A 24,458-nucleotide genomic window follows, 5' to 3' on the forward strand; every position below is an offset into this window, starting at 1 on the left:
CGTCATTCCCTTCGCGTCCACAGAAAACGGCCGCCGTCAGAACTGCACTTGCACTGATGGATGGGGCGGGCCCCGCAAGCAGCGGGACCCGCGGTGGAGCGGAGCGGGTGCCGGTTACGCGGCCACCTGATCCGCCATGAGTTCGAGGAGCTCGGGGGTGAGGAATTCATCGACCGGGCAGACGCCCGACATCGTCGAGAAATACCGGGAAGTGAGTTCGGGACTCGTGGATATGGCGCGCAGCATGTCCAGCTGGTGCGCGGGTGCGGAGAGCCGGCCGGTCTTCAGCGTGCTGCGGTAATAGGGCATGAGGGCTTCGGTCCGCTGGATCGCGAAACTCTCCAGCGCCGCTTCCAGACGGTCGGGGTCCTGGAGGCTGTCGCCGATGCAGTCCGCGAGGAGCTGGGACTGGAAGAAGCCGTCGGTGATCCCGCGGGCGGTGATCGAGTCCTTGTGATGTCCGGCGTCCCCGATGAGGGCCCAGCCGGGACCGGCGGCCTGTCGGAAGAAGTTGCGCTGGTCGCCGGTACCGTGCACGCGCTCGAGCCGGCTTCCGCCCGCCATCTGTTCGCGCACCTCGGGCGCCGTCTGCGCCACGCAGTCGAGCAGGGCGTTCAGGGCGTCGCCGCGGACAGTGCCGAATTCCGACTGGGGGAAGTAGCCCGCCACGAGCGTCGCGCCGTCGTTGGTCGGTACGGTGCCGACCCAGCGTCCGGGCGCCTCGAAGAGCCTGAACTGCTGCGGCAGACCCGACCAGTAGGTGTAGTAGGCGCACGTGAGGGACGGGTCCTCGATCACGAGCGGGGCCTCGACCTTGGCCGCCACCGTGGAGCGCATTCCGTCGGCGCCGATGACCAGCCGGGCGCGTTCGACGGTTTGGCCGCCGCCCCGGATCGAGCCGATGCGGACGCCCACGACCCGATCGTCCTCCCACACCAGGTCGTTCACCGAGCAGTTGTCGCGGAACTCCACTCCGGCGTCCACCGCGGCCTGCGCCAGGATCGAGTCGAGCAGGTAGCGCCTGGGCGCGTAGGAGGCCGCGTTGCCGTCGGCCGGCCAGGAGCAGCCTTCGAGCCTGATGTCGTCGATCGTGTAGCGGACGTTGTCGAGGGCCGGGGCGCCGGTGTTCACGACGTCGGGCAGCACGCCCCAGCGGTCCAGCTGCGCCACACCGGGCTGGTGGATGTAGAGGGTGGACAGGGTGTCCTTGGGGAACCGGGCCCGCTCCAGCATGAGCACCCGGTATCCGGCGCGCGCGAGCAACATGGCGGCCGGTGCTCCGGCGGCCCGCGCGCCAACCACAATCACGTCATACAAGAGAAGCTCCCGAATTCGCCTTGATTTCCTTGAGGTGCCGGTTGATTACCTTGCAGATCTCGGCCGCAGGGCCCGGCATATTCATGCCGAGGTGGGTGGAGTGGATATCCCACTCCTGTACGGAGCCCAGGATGTAGGGAGTCCAGTGGCTGCGGTACGACTCGTCCGGGTTCAACGTGGCGTTGAAGAACAGGGCGTCCCCGTCGAATACGGGCGACTCGAAGTCCTTCATCATCGTGATGTGTCGAACCATGATGGCCGCCGAATTGTCGACCAATGATTCCCGGTCGCCTTCGGTCGAGCCGGCCAGGGCCGGGAGTCGTTCCCCGAAGAATTCGCGTACCTCGGACACGTCGACCGTCTCGTTGTGCGTGAACCAGGAGGCGGGGACGCAGTCCAGCAGGGCGAGCGTCGCCACTTCGTGGCCCTGCTTCTGCAGCTCCGCGGCCATGGCCTGGGCGAGCGTGCCGCCGAGGGAGAGCCCCACCAGATGGAAGGGGCCTTCCGGCTGGACCTTGAGCATCTGCTCCAGGTAGTCGGCGATCATCGCCTCGATCGATTCCGGCAGTGCCGCGCCGTCGAAGCCGCGTGCCTGGATCGCGTAGGCGGGCCGGTCCTCGCCGAGGTGTCCGGCAAAGCCCATGTAGGCCCAGGAGAGCCCCACACCGGGGTGGACGAACCACAAAGGTGCCTGGTCCCCGTCGGTCTTCAGCGGCAGCACGACACCGAACGGGTCAGTGAATTCGGACGAGCCGGTGCCCGACGCCAGGTATTCGTTCAGCTCGACGACGGTGGGCGACTGGAACATGACCCGGATGGGGATCGCGACGCCGAGCAGCGTACGGATCCGGTTGATGAGCCGGCTGGCCAGCAGTGAATGCCCGCCCAGGGTGAAGAAGTCGTCGTCGATCCCGACCCGTTCGAGGCCCAGCACTTCGGCGAACAGTCCGCACAGCACTTCCTCGCGCGGCGTCCGGGGCGCCCGGTAGGCCCCGCCGGTGAACTCCGGTTCGGGCAGGGCGGCCCGGTCCAGCTTGCCGTTCGGGGCCAGCGGGAGCCGCTCCAGCTGCACGAAGGCCGCGGGGACCATGTAGTCCGGCAGGCGTTCCGAGGCCAGGCGGCGCAGTTCGTCGACGGTGAGGCCGTCGCTCGCCGGGACCACGTAGGCGACGAGTTGCTTGCCGGCGTTGCCGGCGCGGCCCTCGCGGGCGATGACGACCGCCTGGGCGATGTCGGGGTGGGCGACGAGAGCGGCCTCGACCTCGCCGGGTTCGACGCGGAAGCCGCGCACCTTGACCTGGGAGTCGTCGCGGCCCGCGTATTCGAGCCGGCCTTCCGCGTTCCAGCGGGCGAGGTCGCCGGTGCGGTACATCCGCGAGCCGGCGGGCCCGAAGGGGTCGGCGACGAAGCGTTCCGCGGTCAGGCCCGGACGGTCGCGGTAGCCGCGGCCGATGCTTCCTGCGACGTACAGCTCGCCGACGACGCCCGGGGGTACGGGAGCCAGCCCGGGACCGAGCACGTAGGTGCGCATGTTGCCCAGGGGCGTACCGATGGGGGTGCTCCCCGCTCCGCTCCACTCCTCGTCGCCGGGGACGGCGAAGGCGGTGGCGTAGAAGGACTCGCTCTGTCCGTAGGCATTGACCACCCGCACGCCGGGGAATGCCTGGCGGGCCCGCTGCACCAGCGCCGTCGGCAGCGCCTCGCCGGCGAAGACGAGTGTGTCGACGGTGGTGCGGTCCGCGATCTGGTCGACGAGCTCGGCGAAGGCGGAGGGGACGGTGCTGATCACACTGCCCGTCCAGCCGTCGCGCTCGCCAAGGACGAGGACGTCGCGGACCACTTCGATGCTGCCGCCCGAGGTGAGGGTGGTGAAGATCTCGAACGCCGAGACGTCGAAGTTGACCGAGGTGCTTGCCAGGGTGCGCCGGTCCGGCCCCGTGCCCACCTGCGCGGCCAGCCGCAGCACACCGTTGACGACGGTGTGGTGGGTGATGGCGACGCCCTTCGGCGTGCCGGTGGAACCGGAGGTGTACATGACGTACGCCAGGTTCTCCGGTCGTAGCGGGGCCGCCAGTTCCCGGCCGGTGAGATCGGTGTCCGGTCCGGCCTGCTCGAGGTCGAAGGTGTCCAGGTGCAACCGGGCGCTGTCATTGGGCGGCAGTACGGACTCGGTGGCGGTGTCCGTGAGGATCAGTTGCGGGCGGGCTTCGCCGAGGATGGCCTCCAGTCGGTGGCTGGGGTACTTGGGGTCGATCGGCAGGTAGGCGCCGCCGGCCTTGAGCACCGCGAGCAACGCGACGACCAGGTCCGCCGAGCGCGGCAACGAGACCGCCACCACCGACTCGGGGCCGACTTCGCGCCGTACCAGTTCCCGCGCCAGCCGGTTGGCCCGCGCGTTGACCTCGCCGTACGTCAACGACTCGTCGTCGCAGACCACCGCCACGGCGTCCGGGGTGGCCGCGACGTGGCGCTCGAACAGGATGGGAACGGTCAGTCCGGGCGTGGCCACGGCCGTGTCATTGAGCTCTTGCAGCCGCTCGTGCTCGGCCGGCTCCAGCACGTCCACCTGACCGACCGGTACCGTCGGATCGGCGGCCACCTGCCGCAGGATCCGCGCCAGCCGGGCCGCGATCGCCTCCACCTCGTCCCGGCCGAAGGCGCCCTGCTGGTACTGCAGCACCATCATGAGGTGCGGTTCGGCGCCGGCCATCAGGGCCAGCGGGTAGTGGGTGCCGGAGAAGGGCCGGATGCCGGTGAACGCGATGCCCGCCGCCGTGTTGGCGTCGGTCAGGCCTTCCTTGTCCACCGGGAAGGACTCGAAGACGACCAGCGTGTCGAACAGGCTCTTGTGCCCGAGGGACTGCTGGATGTCGCTCAGACCGTAGTAGTGGTGGTCGAGAAGGGCGGCCTGCCGCTTCTGCAGACCGGTCACCAGGCTGGCCAGCGAGTCGCCCGGGGCGTATGCGACGCGGACCGGAAGGGTGTTGATGAACAGGCCGATGATCGAGTCGACATCGGTCAGGGCGGGCGGCCGTCCGGAGACGGTGGCACCGAACACTACGTCCTGACGGCCGGTGAGCTGGCCGAGCAGCATGCCCCAGGCGCTCTGGAGCAGGGTGTTGACGGTGACGCCCAGCTCGGAGGCGCGCCGGTTCAGGGCACGGGCCTCCTCGATCGGCAACGGGATCTCGATCTGTCCGACGCCCTCGTTGTCCGGGGCTCCAGGGGCGAGCACCGTGGGATCGGCGCCGGCGAGTTCCGCGGCCCAGGCACGGGCGGTCACGTCGTGGTCCTGCTGGGAGAGCCAGACCAGGAAGTCCCGGAACCCGCGCACCCGCGGCAGCGTTGAGGCGTCGCCGTTGGAGCCGTACAGCCGCAGCAGGTCCTGCATCAGGAGCGGGAAGGACCAGCCGTCGAACAGCACGTGATGGGCGGTCAGGACCAGTTCGGAGCGGTCCGGGCCCATGGTGACCAGCGTCAGCCGCAGCAGCGGAGGCGTGGCCGGGTCGAAGTGTTCGCGGTGGTCCTCGGCGAGGAGCCGCTCGAACGCCTCCTCACGGGCCGAGTCCTCCAGGCCGCGCAGGTCGACCTCCCGCCAGGGCACCTCGACGTGGTCGAGGACGACCTGGACCTGGTTGCCGTCGGCGTCGGTGACGACCGCGGTGCGCAGGCTGGCGTAGCGGTCGAGCACCGCTTGTCCGGACGTGCGCATCCGGGCGGGGTCAACCTGTCCGGAGACGTGGAAGACGATCTGCATCTGGTACGCGTCGAAGGTGTCGTCGTCGAGCATCGTGGACTGGAAGAGCAGCCCGGACTGGAGCGGGGTCAGCGGCCAGACGTCCGCGAGGCCGGGGTAGTGCTGCTCCCAGGCCTCGATGTCGCCTTGGCGCACCGACACCAGCGGCAGGTCCGAGGGGGTCAGACCGCCGGCGCCGGGAGTGGCGACGTGGCGGGCGAGCGCCGTCAGCGCCTCGCACCACAGGTCGGCCAGTTCCTGCACCTCCGCGCGGCTGAGGACGCCGGTCGGGAAGCCGATCATCGCGCCGAGCTGGGGGCCCTGACCGGTGTCGAGGACCGCCGAGTTGATCTCCACGGTCGACATCGCCGGCATGTCTGCGTCCAGAGGCGCGTCCATGTCGGGCAGTTGGGTGAAGCCGAGCCCGCGGAGCTCCTCGGGCATGTCAGCCGAGGAGAACTGGCCCAGGTAGTTGAACCCGATCTGGCCCGCCGAGTGCTGTCGCAGCTCCGCCGCGGTCTCGGGGTTGAGGTAGCGCAGGAGACCGAAGCCGAGCCCCTTGTCCGGGACCGCCCGCAGCTGCTCCTTGACCGCCTTGACCACGCCGCCCGCGGCCGGGCCGCCGGCGAACGCCTCGTCGAGGCTGAAGCCGGCGGTGTCCAGGCGGACCGGGAACATGCTGGTGAACCAGCCCATGGTGCGCGACAGGTCGGCGCCCGGCACCACGTCCTGCTCACGGCCGTGGCCTTCGAGGCGGATCAGTGCCGACGGCTCTGCCACACCGCGCCCACGACGCCACTTGGCGACCGCGAGGGCGAGGGCGGCCAGCAGGCCGTCGTTGACGCCGCCGTGGAAGGCGGCCGGTACCGACGTGAGCAGCGCCTCGGTCACCGCCACCGGCAGTTGGATCTCCAGGTGCTCGACGGTGGACAGCACGTCCACCGCGGGGTCCAGCGGCCGCGAGCCCAGTACGGGGTCGGGCCCGTCCAGCATGCCGCGCCACAGGTCGAGTTCGGCCACCCGCTCGGGGCTGGCCGCCTCGTCCACCAGGGCGTGTGTCCAGCGGCGCACCGATGTGCCGACCTCGGGGAGTTCCGGTGTCTTGCCGGCCCGGATCTGCTTCCACGCCTCGGCGAGGTCGGGGACCAGGATCCGCCAGGACACGCCGTCGACGACCAGGTGGTGGAGTGCAACGAGCAGCCGGCCGGCCCCCTGGTCGGGGTCGAACCAGACGAACTGGGCCATCACTCCGGCGGCCGGGTCGAGGCGGCCGGTCGCGGCGTCCAGCTCCGCCGCAGCCGCCTGCTCCCAGTCGCTCCAGGTGCCGTCGCAGGCGACCCGGTGCACCAGCGCGGCCGCCTCGACCGTGCCGGGCGCTCCGATGTCCAGGGCGCCGCCGTCCTCCAGGAGGAGGCGGGAGCGCAGGATGTCGTGGTGGTCGACGACCGCGCCCAGGGTGGCGGCGAGCTGCTGCTCGTCGATCCCTTCGGGCAGTTCGAGGGCGATGGACATGGAGAACCGGTCGAAGCCGCCGCCGAGTTCGAGCATGTAGGCGCCGATCGGCAGCAGCGGCAGCCGGCCCACGCCGCCGCCTTCGAGCTCCTCCAGCACCTGGCGGGCGCCGAGGTCGCTGGTGGCGACCTCGGCGAGCTCGGCCACGGTCCGCTGCTCGAAGATCTGACGTGGCGTCACCTCGATGCCCTGGGCTCGCGCCCGGGTGACGACCTGGATCGAGCGGATGCTGTCGCCGCCGACGGCGAAGAAGTCGTCGTCGAGGCCGACCCGGTCCAGGCCGAGCACGTCGGCGTAGACGGCGGCGAGCGTCTGCTCGACCGCGGTGCGCGGCGCGCGGTACTCGCCGCCGCTGAACTCCGGATCGGGCAGGGCCGCCCGGTCCAGCTTGCCGTTGGGGGCCAGCGGCAGCCGGTCCAGGACCACGAAGGACGACGGCACCATGAACTCCGGCAGCCGGGCGGCGACGAAGCGGCGCAGGTCCCGCGCGGAGAGACCGGCGGTCATGTCCACTTCGAGGTCGCCGAGGCCGTCGACGCTGTGGTCCGCATCGGCGCCGACGGGCACCACGTAGCCGACGAGCTGCTTGGAGCGGCCCGGGCCCTCGCGCACGATCGCCACCGCCTGAGCCACCTCGGGGTGGGCCGTCAGCGCGGCTTCGACCTCGCCGGGCTCGATGCGGAAGCCCCGCACCTTGACCTGCGCGTCACCGCGGCCGACGTACTCCAACTGGCCGTCGGCGTTCCAGCGGGCCAGGTCGCCGGTGCGGTACATCCGCGACCCGGCCGGGCCGAACGGGTCGGCGACGAAGCGCTCGGCCGTCAGCGAGGGGCGCCGGTGGTAGCCGCGCCCGACGTTTCCGGCAACGTACAGCTCGCCCGCCACCCCGACGGGGACCGGTTCGAGGCCGGGCCCCAGGACGTAGGCGCGCATGTTCCCGATCGGGGCGCCGATCGGCGCGCTGCCCGCGCGTTCCCATCCCGCGCAGGGCGACATGGGGAACGTGGTGGCGTAGAAGGACTCGGTCTGTCCGTAGGCGTTGACCACCCGGACGCCGGGGATCGTCTCCTGGACCCGCCGCACCAGCGAGGCCGGGAGCGCCTCGCCGGCGAACACGACGGTGTCGGCGCTGATCTCGCCAGCCGTCTGGTCGAGCAACTCAGCGAAGACCGACGGGACGGTGCTGATCACCCCACCGGCCCAGCCGCCGCGCTCGCCGATGACCAGGACGTCCCGCGCCATCTCCAGCGTGCCGCCGGTCGTCAGCGTCGTGAAGATCTCGAACACCGACACGTCGAAGTTGATGGACGTGCCCGCCAGGGTCCGGGTGCCCGCCACCATGCCGACGGACGATGCCAGGCCCGACACACCATTGACCACGTTGTGGTGGGTGATCGCGACGCCCTTGGGGCGGCCGGTCGAGCCGGAGGTGTACATCACGTACGCCACGTGCTCCGGCCGCAGCGCCGAGAACCCGGCGTCCGTGGAGTCGGCGTCCGCCTCGGTCGCACCGAGGTCGAGGTCGCCGAGGAACAGGTGGGGGATGTCGGTCTCCGGCAGGATCCCGACGGTCTCCGCGTCGGTCAGCAGCAGCGTTGGACGGGCATCGGAGAGGATGAAGTCGAGCCGGGTGCTGGGGTACTTGGGGTCGATCGGCAGATACGCGCCGCCCGCCTTCAGCACACCGAGCAGCGCGACGACCAGGTCCGCCGAGCGCGGCAGCGACAGAGCCACCACCGTCTCGGGACCCACGCCCCGTCCGGCCAGTTCGCGCGCCAGCCGGTCGGCCCGCGCATCGAGTTCCCGGTACGTCAGCGACTGCTCGCCGTACACCACCGCGACCGCGTCCGGGGTTCGCGCCACCTGGCGCTCGAAGAGCCCGGGAACGGTTGCGTCAGGGATCTCCACCGTCGTGTCGTTGAACTTGCGCAGCACCAGCTCCCGTTCGGCCGGCTCGACCAGTTCGACCCTGCCGACGCGCTGGCGCGGATCGGCTGCCAGCTGACCGACGACGCGGGTGAAGCGGGCCGCGATGGCCTCGACGGTCGCGCGGTCGAACAGGTCGGTGGCGTACTCAAGGTGGCCGAGGACACCCATGCCGGGCAGGTCAGCCATGTTGAAGAACAGGTCGAACTTCGCGGACTCGTTGCGCACCCGCTCGAACTCCACCCGTACGTCGGGCAGGGTGAAGTCCTTCCGGGCGAAGTTCTGCCAGGCGAACATCACCTGGAACAGCGGCGAGTACGCGGTGGAGCGCTCCGGGTTCAGCTCCTCCACGAGGCGCTCGAACGGAACGTCCTGGTTGTCGTACGCGGCCAGGGACTTGTTGCGCACCTGCTGGAGCAGTTCCTCGAACGTGAGGTTGCCCGACAGGTCGGCGCGCAGCACCCAGGTGTTGACGAAGAACCCGATGAGGTCCGCGAGGCCCTCGTCGGTGCGGTTGGCGATCGGGGATCCGATGGTCACGTCGTCGCCGCCGCCGAGGCCGTGCAGCAGCACCGCGAGGGCCGACTGCAGGACCATGGACACGGTCACGCCGTGGGTGCGGGCCAGCTCGTCGACGGCGGCGATCGCGTCCGGTGCGAGGCCGAACTCCACCGTGTCGCCGCGGTGGCTGGCGGCCGGCGGGCGGGGGCGGTCCGCGGGCAGCTGAAGCGGCTGCGGAACTCCCGTCAACTCCTCACGCCAGTACCGGACTTGGGCGGACAGCGCGCTGTCCGGGTCGTTCTCGTCCCCGAGCACCTCGCGCTGCCACAGCGTGTAGTCGACGTACTGCACCGCCAGGTCCGCCCACTGCGGGGCCTCGCCCTCGCGGCGTGCGGTGTAGGCGGTGGCCAGGTCCCGGGCCAGGGGCGCCATGGACTCGCCGTCACTGGCGATGTGGTGGATCAGCAGTACCAGGACGTGCTCCTGCTCGCCGATCCGGAACAGGGTCGCCGCCACCGGGATGTCCGAGGACAGGTCGAACGGGTGAGCCACAGCCTCGGCCATGGCGTCGGCCAGGCCTTCGGCGTCCGTCTCGACGACCGGCATGTCCAGGGTCGCCTGGTGCGCCGGGAGCACCCGCTGGTACGGGACGCCCTCGGCGTCCTCGACGATCAGCGTGCGCAGGCTCTCGTGCCGGGCCACCACGTCCCGTACCGCCGACTCCAGCGCGGCCACGTCCAGGGTGCCGGTCAGCCGAAGCGGGAAGGGCGCGTTGTAGGTGGCCGAAGGGCCCTCGAACTTGTCGATGAACCACAGGCGGCGCTGCGCGAACGACAGCGGCACCAGGTCCGGCCGGTGCTCCGCCCTGCGCAGCTGCGGCCGCGCCCGCGAGCCCGAGGACAGGTGTCCGGTGAGCTCCACGACGGTGGGCGAGTCGAACACCGCCCGGATGGGAATCTCGATGCCCAGCGACGTACGGATCCGGCTGACAAGCCGGGTCGCCAGCAGGGAGTGCCCGCCGATGTCGAAGAAATTGTGGTCGATGCCGACCTGGTCGAGTCCGAGGACCTCGGCGAACAGCGCGCAGAGGACCTCCTCCTGCGGGGTCCGCGGTGCCCGGTAGGTCTCGCCGGTGAACTCCGGCTCGGGCAGGGCCGCCCGGTCCAGCTTGCCGTTGGGGGCCAGCGGCAGCCGCTCCAGGACCACGAAGGCCGACGGCACCATGAACTCCGGCAGCTGGGCCGCCACGAACTTGCGCAGCTCGTCGATGTCGACGCCGGCGCCGTCCTCGCCCGTCGCGGCGGGAACCGCGTAGGCCACGAGCCGCTTGCCGGAACCCGCTTCGCGGGCGACGACGGCGGCTTGGGCGACGCCCGGGTGGGCGGTCACGGCCGCCTCGATCTCGCCGGGTTCGACGCGGAAGCCGCGCACCTTGACCTGCGCGTCGTCGCGGCCGACGTACTCCAGCTGACCGTCGGCGTTCCACCGCGCGAGGTCACCGGTGCGGTACATGCGCGAGCCCGCGGCGCCGAACGGGTCGGCGACGAACCGCTCAGCGGTCAGCCCGGCCCGGCCCAGGTAGCCGCGCGCCACGGCGCCGGCGATGTACAGCTCGCCCACTACTCCCGGGGGGACCGGCAGGAGGCCGGGGCCCAGGACGTAGGCGCGCATGTTCCCGATCGGGGTGCCGATCGGGGCGCTGCCGGTGCCGTCGCCGGAGTCCGAGGAGGTGGTGGCGTAGAAGGACTCGGTCTGTCCGTAGGCGTTGACCACCCGTACGCCGGGCATCGACGCACGGATCTTGTGCACCAGCGACGCGGGGAGCGCCTCGCCGGCGAACACCAGCGTCTCGGCGCTGATCCGGTCCTCCAGCCGGTCGATCAGCTCGGCGAAGACGGACGGGACCGTGCTGATGACGTTGCCCGTCCAGCCGTCGCGCTCGCCGAGGACCAGGGCGTCGCGGACGACCTCGATGCTCGCGCCGCTCGACAGTGCGGTGAAGATCTCGAACACCGACACGTCGAAGTTGATGGAGGTGCTCGCCAGCATGCGCGAGCCCGCGCTTGCGCCGACGCGCGAGGCGAGCTGCGTCACGCCGTTGACGACGGTGCCGTGCGTGATCACGACGCCCTTGGGGGTCCCGGTGGAGCCCGAGGTGTACATGACGTAGGCCAGGTGCTGGGGGTGCAGCGGTGTCGTGCGGTCCTCGTCCCGAAGCGGTGCACCGTTGCCGGCGCCGGCCAGGTCGAGGTCGTCGAGGTGGAGGTGGGCGATGTCGGTGGGCGGCAGCACGTCCGCGGTCGCGGCGTCGGTGAGGATCAGTCGCGGCCGGGCCTCGGACAGGATGAAGTCCAGGCGGTGGCTCGGGTACTTCGGGTCGATCGGCAGGTATCCGGCACCGGACTTGAGGATGGCGAGCATCGCCACCACCAGCTCGGCGGAGCGCGGCAGGGCGAGGCCCACCACGGTCTCCGGGCCTGCCCCGCGCACGATCAGCTCGCGGGCGAGCCGGTTGGCCCGCACGTCCAGCTCCCGGTAGGTCAGCGAGGTGTCCTCGAAGACCACCGCGACGGCGTCCGGGGTGCGGGCCGCCTGGCGCTCGAACAGTGCGGGGACCGTCAGTTCGGAGGCCGGCGCGGCCGTGTCGTTGAACTCGACCAGGAGCCGGTCGCGTTCGGCCGCCTCCAGCACGTCGACCTGGCCGACCCGCACCTGCGGGTCCTCGACGAGCTGCTGCAGGATCCGCTGGAACCGTGCGGCGATGGTCTCGACGGCGGCGCTGTCGAAGAGGTGGTGCTGGTATTCCAGGGCGACGCGCAGCCGCGGTTCGGCGGTGGCCGTCACGATCATCGGGTAGTGGGTGCCGCTGAGCGGGCTGATGCCGGTGACGGCGATGCCCGCCGCCGAGTACGCCTCGGAGATGCCCGCGCGGTCGATCGGGTAGGAGTCGAACACCACGATGGTGTCGAAGAGCGACTTGAGACCGGTGGCGTGGTGGATCTCGGCGAGGCCGTAGTGCTGGTGGTCCAGGAGCGCGCCCTGGCGGTCCTGCAGGCCGGTCAGCACCTCGCTGAGGGTGTCCGCGGGGGCGCAGTCCACCCGCACCGGCAGGGTGTTGATGAACAGTCCGACCATGGAGTCCACGCCCGCCACCATGGGCGGGCGGCCGGACACCGTGGTGCCGAACACCACGTCCTGACGGCCTGTCAGCCCGCCGAGGAGGAGACCCCAGGCGGCCTGTACGACGGTGTTCATGGTGACGCCCAGCTCGGAGGCGCGGCGGGACAGTTCCTGGGAGAGCTCGGCGGTCAGCGGGACGTCGACCTGGCCGATGCCAGTGGGCGCCGCGTCGGACGACACGGCGGCGGGGACGAGCAGGGTGGGCTCCTCGATCCCGGCGAGTTCGTCGGCCCACACCCGGGCGGCCTCGTCGCGGTCCTGCTGCGACAGCCACACCAGGAAGTCCCGGTATCCGCGCACCCGGGGCAGCGCCGAGGCGTCCCCGCTGGAGCCGTAGAGCCGCAGCAGGTCCTCGAGGAGCAGCGGCACCGACCAGCCGTCGAACAGCACGTGGTTGGCGGTGAAGACCAGCTCGGCCCGGTCCGGGCCCATGGTCACCAGGGTCATCCGCAGCATCGGCGGCGTGACCGGGTCGAAGTGCGTGGCGTGGTCCTCGGCCAGCAGTTGCTTGAGCGCCGCGCCGCGAGCCTCCTCGCCGAGGCGGCTGAAGTCGACCTCCCGCCAGGGCAGTTCGACGTGGTCGAGGACGACCTGGACCTGGTCTCCGGCGGCGTCGGCCACGAACGCGGTGCGCAGGGCGGCGTAGCGGTCGAGGAGGGCCTGGCCCGCGGCCCGCATCCGGGACGGGACGACCTGCCCGGACAGGTGGAAGACCATCTGCATCTGGTAGGCGTCGAAGGCGGCGTCGACCATCAGGGTGTGGAACAGCAGACCCGACTGCGTCGCGGTCAGCGGCCAGACGTCCGACAGGCCCGGGTACTGCTTCTCCCATCGGTCGATCTCGCGCTGGGTGGCCGACACGAGTGCCAGGTCCGAGGGCGTGAGTCCGCCGGCGCCGGGCTGCTCGGCGTGCCGGGCCAGGGCTTCGAGCGCGGTCCGCCAGTAGTCGGCCAGTTCCTGTACGTCGGCCTCGTCGAGCACTCCGGTGGCGAAGCCGAGCCGGGCGCTGAGCTGCGGGCCGTGCTCGCCGTCGGTGACGATGGCGTTCAGGTCGAGCGTCGAGAGGGCGGGCATGTCGGCGTCCGGGTCGGCGACCAGTTCGGTGGTCCCCTCGGCCTGGGTCCAGCCGAGGCCGCGCAGGTGCTCGGGCATGTCCGTGGTCGAGTAACGGCCCAGGTAGTTGAAGCCGATCTGGCCCGTGGAGTGCTGCTTCAGCTCTGCCGCGGTCTGCGGGTTGAGATAGCGCAGCAGGCCGTAGCCGATGCCCTTGTCCGGGATGGCGAGGAGCTGCTCCTTGACTGCCTTGATCGCCTCGCCCGCGGACGCGCCGCCCGCGAAGGCCTCGTCGAGGTCGACCCCGGCGAGGTCGAGCCGGACGGGGAACATGGTGGTGAACCAGCCCACGGTGCTGGACAGGTCCGCCCCTGGGACGGCGTCCTCCTCGCGGCCGTGACCTTCGAGGCGAATCAGCGTCGAAGGCTCCTCGATGCCGCGTGCCCGGCGCCAGCGGGTGACCGCGAGGGCGAGGGCGGTGAGCAAGCCGTCGTTGACGCCGCCGCGGAAGGTCGCGGGCAGGGTGTTGAGCAGGGTCTCGGTGATCGTCTCCGGCAGCCGTACCCAGATGTGCCCGGACTTGGAGACGACGTCGACCTCGGGGTCGAGGGGGCGGCTGCCGAGGACCGGGTCCGGTCCGGCGACCACCTCGCGCCACAAGTCGAGTTCGGCGACCCGCTCGGGTGATGCGGCGGCATCGACGAGGGCGTGCGCCCAGCGCCGGGCCGAGGTCGTGGTGGCCGCGGGCTCCGGTGTGCGGCCGGCCCGTACGTGTTCCCAGGCAGCGGCGAAGTCGGGAAGCAGGATGCGCCAGGACACCCCGTCGATCACGAAGTGGTGCAGCACCACCAGGAGACGGCCCGGGGCGTCGCTGCCCGCGTCGAACCATACGAACTGCGCCATCGTCCCGGCGGCCGCTTCGAGCCGGCCGGTGGCGGCGTCCAGTTCCGCGACGGCGAGTCGCTGCCACTGCTCGTTCCAGCGGCCGTCGCACTCGACGCGGTGGATCAGGCTCGGCACGTCCACCGTGCCGGGCGCGTCGGCCTCCAGGCCCCAGTCGTCGCCGTGCACCAGGCGCGAGCGGAGCGCGTCGTGGCGGTCGAGGACCGCGCCGAGGGTCGCGGCGAGGCCCTCCTGGTCGATGCCCTGCGGCAGTTCGAGGACCAGGGACATGGAGAACCGGTTGATGCCACCGCCCAGTTCCATCAGGTACTTGCCGACGGGCAGCAGCGGCATCCAGCCGACGCCTCCGCCTTCGAGTTCCTCCAGGACGACGCCCGCTCCGGCGGGGCCGCCGGCCTGGGCGACCTGGGCGAGTTCGGCCACCGTGCGGCTCTCGAAGATCTGCCGGGGGGTGACCTCGACGCCCTCCGCCCGGGCCCGGGAGACCACCTGGATCGAGCGGATGCTGTCGCCGCCGATGGCGAAGAAGTCGTCGTCGATGCCGACCCGGTCGAGACCGAGGACCTCGGCGTAGACGGCGGCGAGGACCTGCTCGGCGGGAGTGCGCGGCGCGCGGTACTCGCCGCCGGTGAACTCCGGTTCGGGCAGGGCCGCCCGGTCCAGCTTGCCGTTGGGGGTCAGCGGCAGCCGGTCCAGCATCACGAACACCGAGGGGACCATGAACTCGGGCAGCTTGGCGGCCACGAAGCGGCGCAGGTCGCGGGCCGAGACACCGGCGGTGATGTCGATGTCGAGGTCGCCGAGGCTCTCGACGCTGCCCAGACCGCTCTCCTCGACCTCCACCGGGACGACGTAGCCGACGAGTTGCTTGCCGGTGCCGCTGCGGCCCTCGTGGACAATCACCACGGCCTGGGCGACGCTCGGGTGGGCCGTCAGCGCGGCCTCGATCTCGCCGGGCTCGATGCGGAATCCGCGTATCTTCACCTGGGAGTCGTCACGGCCGGCGTACTCCAGCTGGCCGTGGGCGTTCCAGCGGGCCAGGTCGCCGGTGCGGTACATCCGTGCCCCGGGCGGGCCGTAGGGGTCGGCGACGAAGCGCTCCGCGGTCATCTTGGTGCGGCCGTAATATCCGCGGGCCACATTGCCCGCCACGTACAGCTCGCCCACCACGCCGACGGGGACCGGCTCCAGGCCGGGACCCAGGACGTAGGTGCGCATGTTGCCGAGCGGAGTGCCGATCGGGGCGCTGCTCGCGCCGTCCCACTCCTCTTCGGGCAGCAGGGCGAAGGTGGTGGCGTAGAAGGACTCGGTCTGTCCGTAGGCGTTGACCACCCGGATGCCGGGGATCGTCTCGCGGACCCGGCGCACCAGCGCCGGGGACAGCGCCTCGCCGGCGAAGACGACGGTCTCGGCGCTGATCTCGCCGCCGACTTGGTCGAGCAGTTCGACGAAGACGGACGGGACGGTGCTGATGACTCCGCCCGACCAGCCGCCGCGTTCACCGATGACCAGGACGTCCCGGGCCACTTCGAGGGTGCCGCCGGTCGACAGCGCGGTGAACAGTTCGAACACCGATACGTCGAAGTTGATGGAGGTGCCGGCCAGCAGCCACGTGTTCGAGTCCACACCCACCGCGGACACCAGCCGCGTCACACCGTTGACCACGGTGTGGTGGGTGATCGCGACGCCCTTGGGCTGACCGGTCGAGCCGGAGGTGTACATCACGTACGCGATGTGGTCGGGCCGCAGCGGGGAGAGCCGCTCGGCGTCCTGGAGCGGCGTGCCGTCCGCGTCGCCGGTCAGGTCGAGGTCGCTGAGGAACAGGCGCGGGGTGTCGGTCTCCGGGAGGATCCCGACGGTGTCCGCGTCGGTCAGCAGCAGCTGCGGACTGGCGTCCGAGAAGATGAAGTCGAGCCGGGTGCTGGGGTACTTGGGGTCGATCGGCAGATACGCGCCGCCCGCCTTGAGCACACCGAGCAGCGCGACGACCAGGTCCGCCGAGCGCGGCAGCGACAGAGCCACCACCGTCTCCGGGCCGACGCCTCGCCGGACCAGCTCACGCGCCAACCGGTTGGCCCGCGCGTCCAGCTCGCGGTATGTGAGCGCGGCGCCGTCGAAGACCACGGCCTCGGCGTCCGGCGTCCGGGCCGCCTGCTGCTCGAACAGCTCGGGAACCGTTACCAGGGGAGTCGGCATGGCCGTGTCGTTGAACCCGCGCAGCACCAGCTCCCGCTCGGCCGGCTCCAGCACGTCCGCCTGGCGGACCGGCTTCTGCGGGTCGGCCACCATCTGCTCGATGACGCGGACGTAGCGGGCTCCGATGGCCTCGACCGTCTCGTGGTCGAAGAGGTCGGTCGCGTACTCGATGTAGACGAGCATGCCCGGCTTGGTGGGGTCGGTGAAGTAGTTGAACTCCAGGTCGAACTTGGCCGACGAGGTCGCCTGGACCTCCAGGCGCGCCTGCAGCCCGCCGGGCAGTTCGAGGTCGATCCAGCGCTCGTTCTCCCAGGTGAACATCACCTGGAACAGCGAGTGGTAGGCGGTGGAGCGCTCCGGGTTGAGCTCCTCCACCAGGCGCTCGAAGGGGGCGTCCTGCTTGTCGTAGGCGGCCAGCGCCTTCTCCTGGACCTGCCCGATGAGCTGGTTGAACGTCGGGTTGCCCGACAGGTCGGTGCGCAGCACCCAGGTGTTGACGAAGAAGCCGATCAGGTCCTGGAGTTCGTCGTCGGTACGGCCCGCGATCGTGTTCCCGATCGGGATGTCCTCGCCGGCGCCCAGGTGCTGGAGCAGGACCGCCAGGGCCGTCTGCATCACCATCGGCACCGACACGTCGCGGTCGAGGGCGAACTCCTCGACGGCGGCGAGCAGTTCCGGTTCGATCGGGAACTCCACGATGCCGCCGCGGTGGCTGGCGGCCGGCGGGCGGGGGCGGTCGGTGGGCAGGCGCAGCGGCTGCGGAGCGCCCGTCAGCTCGTCGCGCCAGTACTTCACCTGGGCCGACAGGACGCTGTCGGGGTCGTCCTCGTCGCCCAGCACCTCGCGCTGCCACAGGGTGTAGTCGATGTACTGGACCGGCAGCTCGGGATAGTCCGGGGCTTCGCCCAGGATCCGGGCCGTGTAGGCGGTGTCCAGGTCGCGCGCCAGCGGGACCACCGACTCGCCGTCGCTGGCGATGTGGTGGATCAGGAGCACGAGGACGTGCTCGTGCGGTGCGGAGCGGAACAGGGTGGCGCGTACCGGGATCTCGGTGGCGAGGTCGATCGTGGCCTTGCCCGCCTGGTCGACGGCGTGGTCCAGCGCGTCGGGCGCCACCTCGACGAGCGGCACCTCGAACACGAGCTGGTCCACCGGCACGACCTGCTGGGACGGCACGCCCTCGGCGTTCGCGACGATCAGCGTGCGCAGGCTCTCGTGCCGGACCACCACGTCGCGTACGGCCGCCTGGAGTGCCGTCACGTCCAGGGCGCCGGTCAGCCGCACCAGGAACGGGACGTTGTACGTCGCCGAGGGGCCCTCGAACTGCTCGATGAACCACAGTCGGCGCTGCGCGAAAGACAACGGGATCATTACTGTCCACTCCTGTTCATCTTGCGCAGACGGGGGCGACTCGACGTGTTCGCACTCTTCACCGTGCGCGACAGTTCAGCGATGTTGCGGTGTTGGAAAATGGCTCGGATGGTCACGGAGACTCCGAGGGTCTTGCGGATGCGGCTGGTCAGGCGGGTCGCCGTCAGGGAGTTGCCGCCGAGTTCGAAGAAGTCGTCGTCGATGCCTACGCGTTCGAGGCTGAGGACTTCGGCGAACAGCTCGCAGAGCTTCTCCTCCTGCTCGCTGCGCGGGGCGCGGTAGGCGGGGCCGGCGGATCCGGGCTCGGGCAGGGCCGAGCGGTCCAGCTTCCCGGCGGGGGTCAGCGGCAGTTGGTCGAGAACCACGAACGCCGCGGGGACCAGGTGCGCGGGAAGGCTCTGCTTGGCGAAGGCGGTGAGTTCGCCGGTGTCGGCGCCCGCCTCGGCGACCACGTAGCCGACCAGTTGCCTGGTGTCGCCGTCGTGGGCGACCACCACCACCTGGCTCACCGAGGGGTGCTGCTGCAGGACGGTCGCGACCTCGGCCGGTTCGATCCGCTCGCCGCGGATCGTCACCTGCGTGTCACCGCGCCGTACGTAGGCGAGGTGGCCGTCGGGGTGCCGTCGGACGAGGTCGCCGGTGCGCACCATCCGTGATCCGGCGGGGCCGAACGGGTCCGCCACGAAGTGCGCGGAGGTGAGTTCGGCACGGCCTTGGTAGCCGCGCCCCAGGGTGGTGCCGGCGATGTACAGCTCGCCGACCGCGCCCGGCGGAACCGGGGTGAGCCCGGCGCCGAGCACATAGGTCCGTACGGAGGGAAGGGGGGTTCCGAGGGCCGTCTCGCCCGCCGGGGCCGGCTCGTCGCCGTCCTGCGGCGCGAAGGCGGTGGCGCCGAAGGACTCGCTCGGCCCGTAGGTGCCCACGATCCGGACGCCGGGAACCGCCTGGCGTATCCGCTGCACGAGCGGTGCCGGCAGCGGCTCGCCCGCGAGCAGGACGGTGTCGGCGGTGATGTCGCCTGCCTGGTCTAGGAGTTCGGCGAAGGCCGACGGAATCGCGTTGATCACGCCGCCGGTGGCGCCGGAGCGTCCCGCGAAGTCGAGTGTTTCCCCGGCCAGTTCGATGCTGCCGCCGGTGCACAGCGCGCTGAACAGGGTCAGCGCCGTGACCTCGGAGGTGCTCGTCCTCGTTGCCAGTACGTGGCTGGCGGGGGTGTCGGTCAGGTGTGCCGCCAGCCCCGGCACGCCGCCGGTCACGTTGCGGTGGGTGAGGGTCACTCCCCTCGGCCCGCCGGGATAGCCCGATGTGTACGTCAGCCAGGCCACGTGGTCCGGGAGCAGCGGCCGGATCCGGTCCCGGTCGCCGAGGTTGCCGTCCGTCGCTTCCGGGTCGGCGGTGAGCTCGTCCAGGCGCAGGTGCGGAATTCCGTGCTCTGCCGGGGAGGTTGTGGCGCTGTCCGTCAGGACGAGCGCCGCTCCTGCGTCCGCAATGAGGGACGACAGGTGGTCGGCGGGGGTGTGCGGGTCGAGTGGAAGGCAGCCGCCGCCGGCCTTGAGCACCGCGAGGACCGCGGCCACGTGGTCGGGGCTCTGCGGCAGGGCCACGGCCACGACCGTCTCGGGGCCGACCTCTCGGCGGACCAGTTCGCGGGCGAGGCGGTTCGCCCGTGCGTTGAGCTCGCGGTAGGTCCACGAGACGTCGCCGCGGACGACCGCGACGGTGTCCGGCGCGGCTTCGGCGTGTCGCTCGAACAGCTCCGGGATCGTCGTCGCGGGCCCGGTCACGGGTGTGGCGTCGAGCCCGGCGAGCAGGTCTCGCTCGGCCTGGTCGAGCACGTCGACGCGTCCGACCCGTTGGGCGGGGTCTGCTCCCAGTTGGCGCATGATGCGCCCGTAGCGGGCGGCGATGGCTTCGGCCGTGCTTCGGTCGAGAGCGTTCTGCTGGTACTGGACGGTCAGCCGCAGTCCGTCGGACTCGATGAACACCAGCAGGGTCACCGGGTAGTGGCTGGCGGTGAAGGAGCGGATCCCGGTGACCGATATGCCGGCCGCGCGGCAGGCCTCGGCGATGCCGACCCGGTCGAGAGGGAAGGACTCGAACCCGATGATGGTGTCGAACAGCGCTTCCAGGCCGGTCGCCGCGTAGATCTCGGTCAGCCCGTAGTGGTGGTGGTCCATCAGTGCGGCCTGTCCGCCCTGCACCGCGGTCAGCAGCTCGGCGAGCGTGTCCCCCGGAGAGGTCTGCACGCGCACGGGCAGGGTGTTGAGGAACATGCCGACGATGGAGTCGACGCCGGGCACCGCCGGCGGCCGGCCGGACACCGTGGACGCGAAGATCACGTCCGAGCGGCCGGTGAGTTGGTTCAGCAGGATCGCCCAGGCGCTCTGGACGACGGTGTTCAGGGTGACGCCGAGGTCGGCCGCGCGCCGCATCAGGTCGCGGGCCTCCTGGCCCGACAGCTGGACGTCGACCTGCCCGATCCCGGCCCCGCCGTCGCTGTGCTCCGCGTCGGCGCCGGGGACGAGCAGGGTGGGCTCGCCCACCCCGTCGAGTTCCCGTGTCCACACCCGGGCCGACTCGTCGGGGTCCTGCTTGGACAGCCAGTCCACGAAGTCCCGGTAGCTGCGCACTCGCGGCAGGACGGAGGCGTCGCCGGCGGATCCGTACAGCTTCAGCAGGTCCTGCATCAGCAGCGGCACCGACCAGCCGTCGAACAGCACGTGGTGGGCGGTCAGGACGAGTTCGAAGCGCTCCGCCTCCATCTTGACCAGGGCGAGGCGCAGCATGGGCGGCGCGACCGGGTCGAAGTGGGTGCGCAGGTCCTGGGCCAGGAACTGTTCGAAGGCCTCGGCGCGTTCGGCCTCGCCGAGGCCGCTGTAGTCGAGGTCCTGCCAGGGCAGCGGGATGCTCTCCGAGATCAGCTGGACCAGGTCGCCGTTGGAGTCGGGCAGGAACGCGGCCCGCAGGCTGGGGTGCCGGTCCAGGAGTGCCTGCCCGGCGGCGAGCATCCGCGCCGGGTCCACCCGCCCGGACAGGTGCAGCGCGTACTGCACCTGGTAGGCGTCGAACGTGGAGTCGTTGAGCTGGGAGTGGAACAGCAGGCCCGACTGCAGCGGGGTGGCGGGCCAGACGTCGGAGAGGCCGGGATAGCGCCCCTCCCAGGCCTCCAAGTCGCTCTGGCTCACCGGCACCAGGGGAACGTCCGACGGGGTCAGACCGCCGGCGCCCTGCTGGGCGACGTGCTGGGCCAGGCCGTTCAGGGCGGCGCACCACAGGTCCGCGAGCTCCTGCACCTCGGTCGGGGTCAGGATGCCGGTGGGGGCGGCGAACACGGCGCCGAGGCGGGGTCCTTGGGGGGTGTCGGTGACGCTGGCATTGATGTCGAGTTCGGCCGGGGCCGGCATGCGGGCGTCCTGGCCGGCGTCGAGCTCGGCGAGTTCGGCGATGTCGGTGGCCTGGGTCCAGCCGAGGCCGCGCAGGTGCTCGGGCATGTCGGCGGCGGTGGAGAACCGGCCGAGGTAGTTGAAGCCGACCTGTCCGATGGGGTGTTCGCGCAGGACCGCGGCGGTGCGGGGGTTGAGGTGGCGCAGCAGGCCGTAGCCGATGCCCTTGTCGGGGATGCTCCGCAGCTGCTCCTTGACCGCCTTGAGTACGCGGCCCGCGGCGGGGCCGCCCGCGAACGCGTCCTGGAGGTCCACGCCGGTGAGGTCGAGACGTACCGGGAAGGCGCTGGTGAACCAGCCCACCGTGCGGGACAGGTCCGCGCCCGGCACCACGTCCTCTTCGCGGCCGTGTCCTTCGAGGCGGACCAGGGCCGAGGACTCCTCGACGCCGCGGAGGCGGCGCCACTGGGCGAGCGCCAGGGCGAGGCCGGCGAGCAGGCCGTCGTTGACGCCGCCGCGGAAGGCCGCGGGGACGGCCGTCAGCAGGGCCTCGGTGACTGCGGCCGGAAGCTCCACGTGCGTCTTCTCGACGGTGGACACGACGTCCGTCGCGGCGTCCAGGCGCCTGGTGCCGAGCACCGGGTCCGGGCCCTCGACGATCGAGCGCCACAGTTTCAGCTCCGCCGCCCGCCGGGGGCTCGACGCATCGTCGGCCAGGGCGTGGGCCCAGCGGCGCACCGACGTGGCCACGTCGGGCAGTTGGGGGGTGGCACCGGCCCGGACCTGCTCCCAGGCGGCCGCGAAGTCGGGCATCAGGATCCGCCACGACACGCCGTCGATCACGAGGTGGTGCAGTGCGACCAGGAGACGGCCCGCGCCGGCGGGCTCCGTGCCCTCACCGGGCTCCGGGTCGAACCACACGAACTGCGCCATCACTCCGGCGGCCGGGTCCAGGCGCTGCGCGGCGTCGTCCAGTTCGCTCAGCAGGGTCTGGGTCCAGGACTCGTCCCAGCGTCCGTCGCAGGCGACCCGCCGGATCAGCGGATCGGCCTGGACCGAGCCGGGCGGGGTGACCTGCAGGCTTCCGCCGTCCTCGGGCACGAGGCGGGACCTCAGCAGGTCGTGGCGGTCGAGGACCGCGCCCAGGGTTGCGGCGAGGCCTGCGCGGTCGATGCCCTCGGGCAGGTCGAGCACCATGGCCTGCAGGAAGCGGTCGAAACCCGGTCCCCACTCGCGGATCCACTGTGCCACCGGCAGCAGTGGCATCCCGCCCGTGCCGCCGCCCTCAAGCTCTTCGAGGACCGGTCCGGCGCCGGCTTCGTTGTTGGCGGCGGCGACCTCGGCCAGTTCGGCCACGGTGCGGCGCTCGAAGATCTCGCGTGAGCTGAGCACCAGGCCGTGGGCCCGAGCCCGGGTCACGACCTGGATCGACTGGATGCTGTCGCCGCCGATGGCGAAGAAGTCGTCGTCGATGCCGACGCGGTCGAGGCCGAGAAGCTCGGCGAACAGCCCGGTCAGGATCTCCTCGTGCTCGGTGCGCGGCGCCCGGTAGACCCCGCCCCGGAACTCCGGCTCTGGCAGCTTGGCCTTGTCGAGCTTGCCGTTCGGCGTCAGCGGCAGCCGGTCCAGGACGGTGAACGTCGCGGGGATCATGTAGTCGGGCAGGCGCTGTGCCAGGAACGGCCGCAGCTCCCCCACCGCGAAGCCGGATTCGAAGGCGATGGCGCCGTAGGCGCCGTTCTGGGCGCCGTGGTCCTGCTCGGCGGAGCCGGCCGGGACGACGTAGCCCACCAGCTGCTTGCCTCTGCCGGAGCCCGCTGCCTCGTGGGCGATCACGGCGGCGTGCACCACGCCGGGGTGTGTTTCGAGCGCCGCCTCGATCTCGTGGAGTTCGATCCTGAACCCGCGGATCTTGACCTGGGTGTCGGCCCGCCCGTGGAAGATCAGGTCGCCGTCGGGTGTCCATTCCGCGAGGTCTCCGGTGCGGTACATCCGCTCTCCGGGGTCACCGAACGGGCAGGCCACGAAGCGCCCGCTGGTCTGTCCCGGCCGGCCCAGGTATCCGCGGGCCAGGGCAGCACCCGACACGTACAGTTCGCCGACCTCCCCGGCCGGCACCGGCCGCAGTTGGGCGTCCAGCACATAGGTCCGCGCGTTGGCGATCGCCGTTCCGATGGGCGGCACCCGGCCGTCGCCGCGCAGCGGCGCGCTCATGGTGGCGCAGACGGTGGTCTCGGTGGGCCCGTAGGCATTGATCATCCGCCGGCCGGCCGACCAGGTGGCCGCCAGTTCCGGCGAGGTCGCGTCGCCGGCGACGACCAGGGTCTCGACGCTCGCCAGCGAGGCGGTGGGCACGGCGGCCAGCACCGGCGGCGGCAGCGTCACGTGGGTCACACCGTGGGCGGCGATCGTCTCGGCCACCGGGCTGCCCGGAGCCAGGTGGTCCTTGTCGGCCAGCACCAGTGTGGCGCCGGAGAGCAGAGCCATGCACAGTTCCCACACCGAGGCGTCGAAGCTGGGGGAGGCGAACTGCAGCACCCGGCTGTCGGCCGTCACCTTGAGCCGGTCCGTCTGCGTCGCGAGCAGGCTGGCGAAGCCGGTGTGGGTGACCTGCACGCCCTTGGGGCGCCCCGTGGAGCCCGAGGTGTAGATGACGTACGCGGTGTTGGTGGCCGTCGCCGGGATGCGTTCGTCCGCCGTCAGCGGGGCGGGGTCGAGGCCGGACACCGACCGGGCAACGGCCGGGTCGTCGAGGCGCAGTACGGGGACGGACAGCTCGGGCAGTTCCCCGGCTGTTGCCACGTCCGCGAGGATCAGGCGGGCCGCGGAGTCCTCCACCATGTAGGCGAGCCGGTCGGCAGGGTAGGCCGAGTCCATCGGCAGATAGGATCCGCCGGCCTTCAGCACGGCGAGGACCGCCACGGTCCATTCCGGCGAGCGGCGCATCGCGATGCCCACGACCGATTCGGGTCCGACGCCGCGCCGGGTCAGCAGGCGCGCCAGCCGGTTGGCGTGCTCGTCGAGTTCCCGGTACGTCAGCTGAATGTCACGGAACACCACCGCGACCGCACCCGGTGCCGTCGCGACCTGCCGCTCGAACAATTCAGTGAACGTCTCCACCGGCACCGGAACCTCCGTGTCATTGAGCTCACCCAGCAACGAATTCTGCCCAAAGGAACACAAGGGACTTCCCCCAGAGTGGTTAGACGTCAGCGAAAAGGGCATGGATCGATTACGGGACCATGCATCCAGAAAAGAGCGGAAGGACCGCTTGACCGCCGGGGCGAGATTTTCTCTGCACCCGTAATTCGAAGACCTGGCCGATAGCGTAGACCAGGTTTGAGCCAGGTCGATATGAAAGCGCTACAGACTCGTTCAAG

At 71.2% G+C, this 24,458-nt stretch carries 3 protein-coding genes; all 3 read right to left on the reverse strand.

Features of this window, described 5'->3' with window-relative positions; genetic code table 11:
* Nucleotides 1-114 precede the first annotated feature (114 nt).
* Genes OHA17_RS41040 through OHA17_RS41050 form a run of 3 tightly spaced genes read right to left on the reverse strand, consistent with a single transcriptional unit; the run spans nucleotide 115 to nucleotide 24,204 of the window.
* The gene (locus OHA17_RS41040) at nucleotides 115-1,317 is read right to left on the reverse strand and encodes an FAD-dependent oxidoreductase (protein ID WP_331721434.1); all 1,203 of its coding nucleotides are present in this window, start codon (nucleotides 1,315-1,317) and stop codon (nucleotides 115-117) included.
* Nucleotides 1,310-17,695, reverse strand: coding sequence for an amino acid adenylation domain-containing protein (locus OHA17_RS41045; RefSeq protein ID WP_331721435.1), 16,386 nt, complete (start codon nucleotides 17,693-17,695; stop codon nucleotides 1,310-1,312). Before OHA17_RS41045 ends, OHA17_RS41040 begins: the two co-directional genes overlap by 8 nt.
* A complete protein-coding gene (locus OHA17_RS41050) occupies nucleotides 17,695-24,204 on the reverse strand; it encodes an amino acid adenylation domain-containing protein (RefSeq protein WP_406510982.1) in 6,510 nt (2,169 codons plus the stop codon). The genes OHA17_RS41045 and OHA17_RS41050 overlap by 1 nt, the downstream gene beginning before the upstream one ends.
* Nucleotides 24,205-24,458 lie beyond the last annotated feature (254 nt).

This window comes from Streptomyces sp. NBC_00212 (assembly GCF_045206365.1).
Classification (GTDB): Bacteria; Actinomycetota; Actinomycetes; order Streptomycetales; family Streptomycetaceae; genus Streptomyces.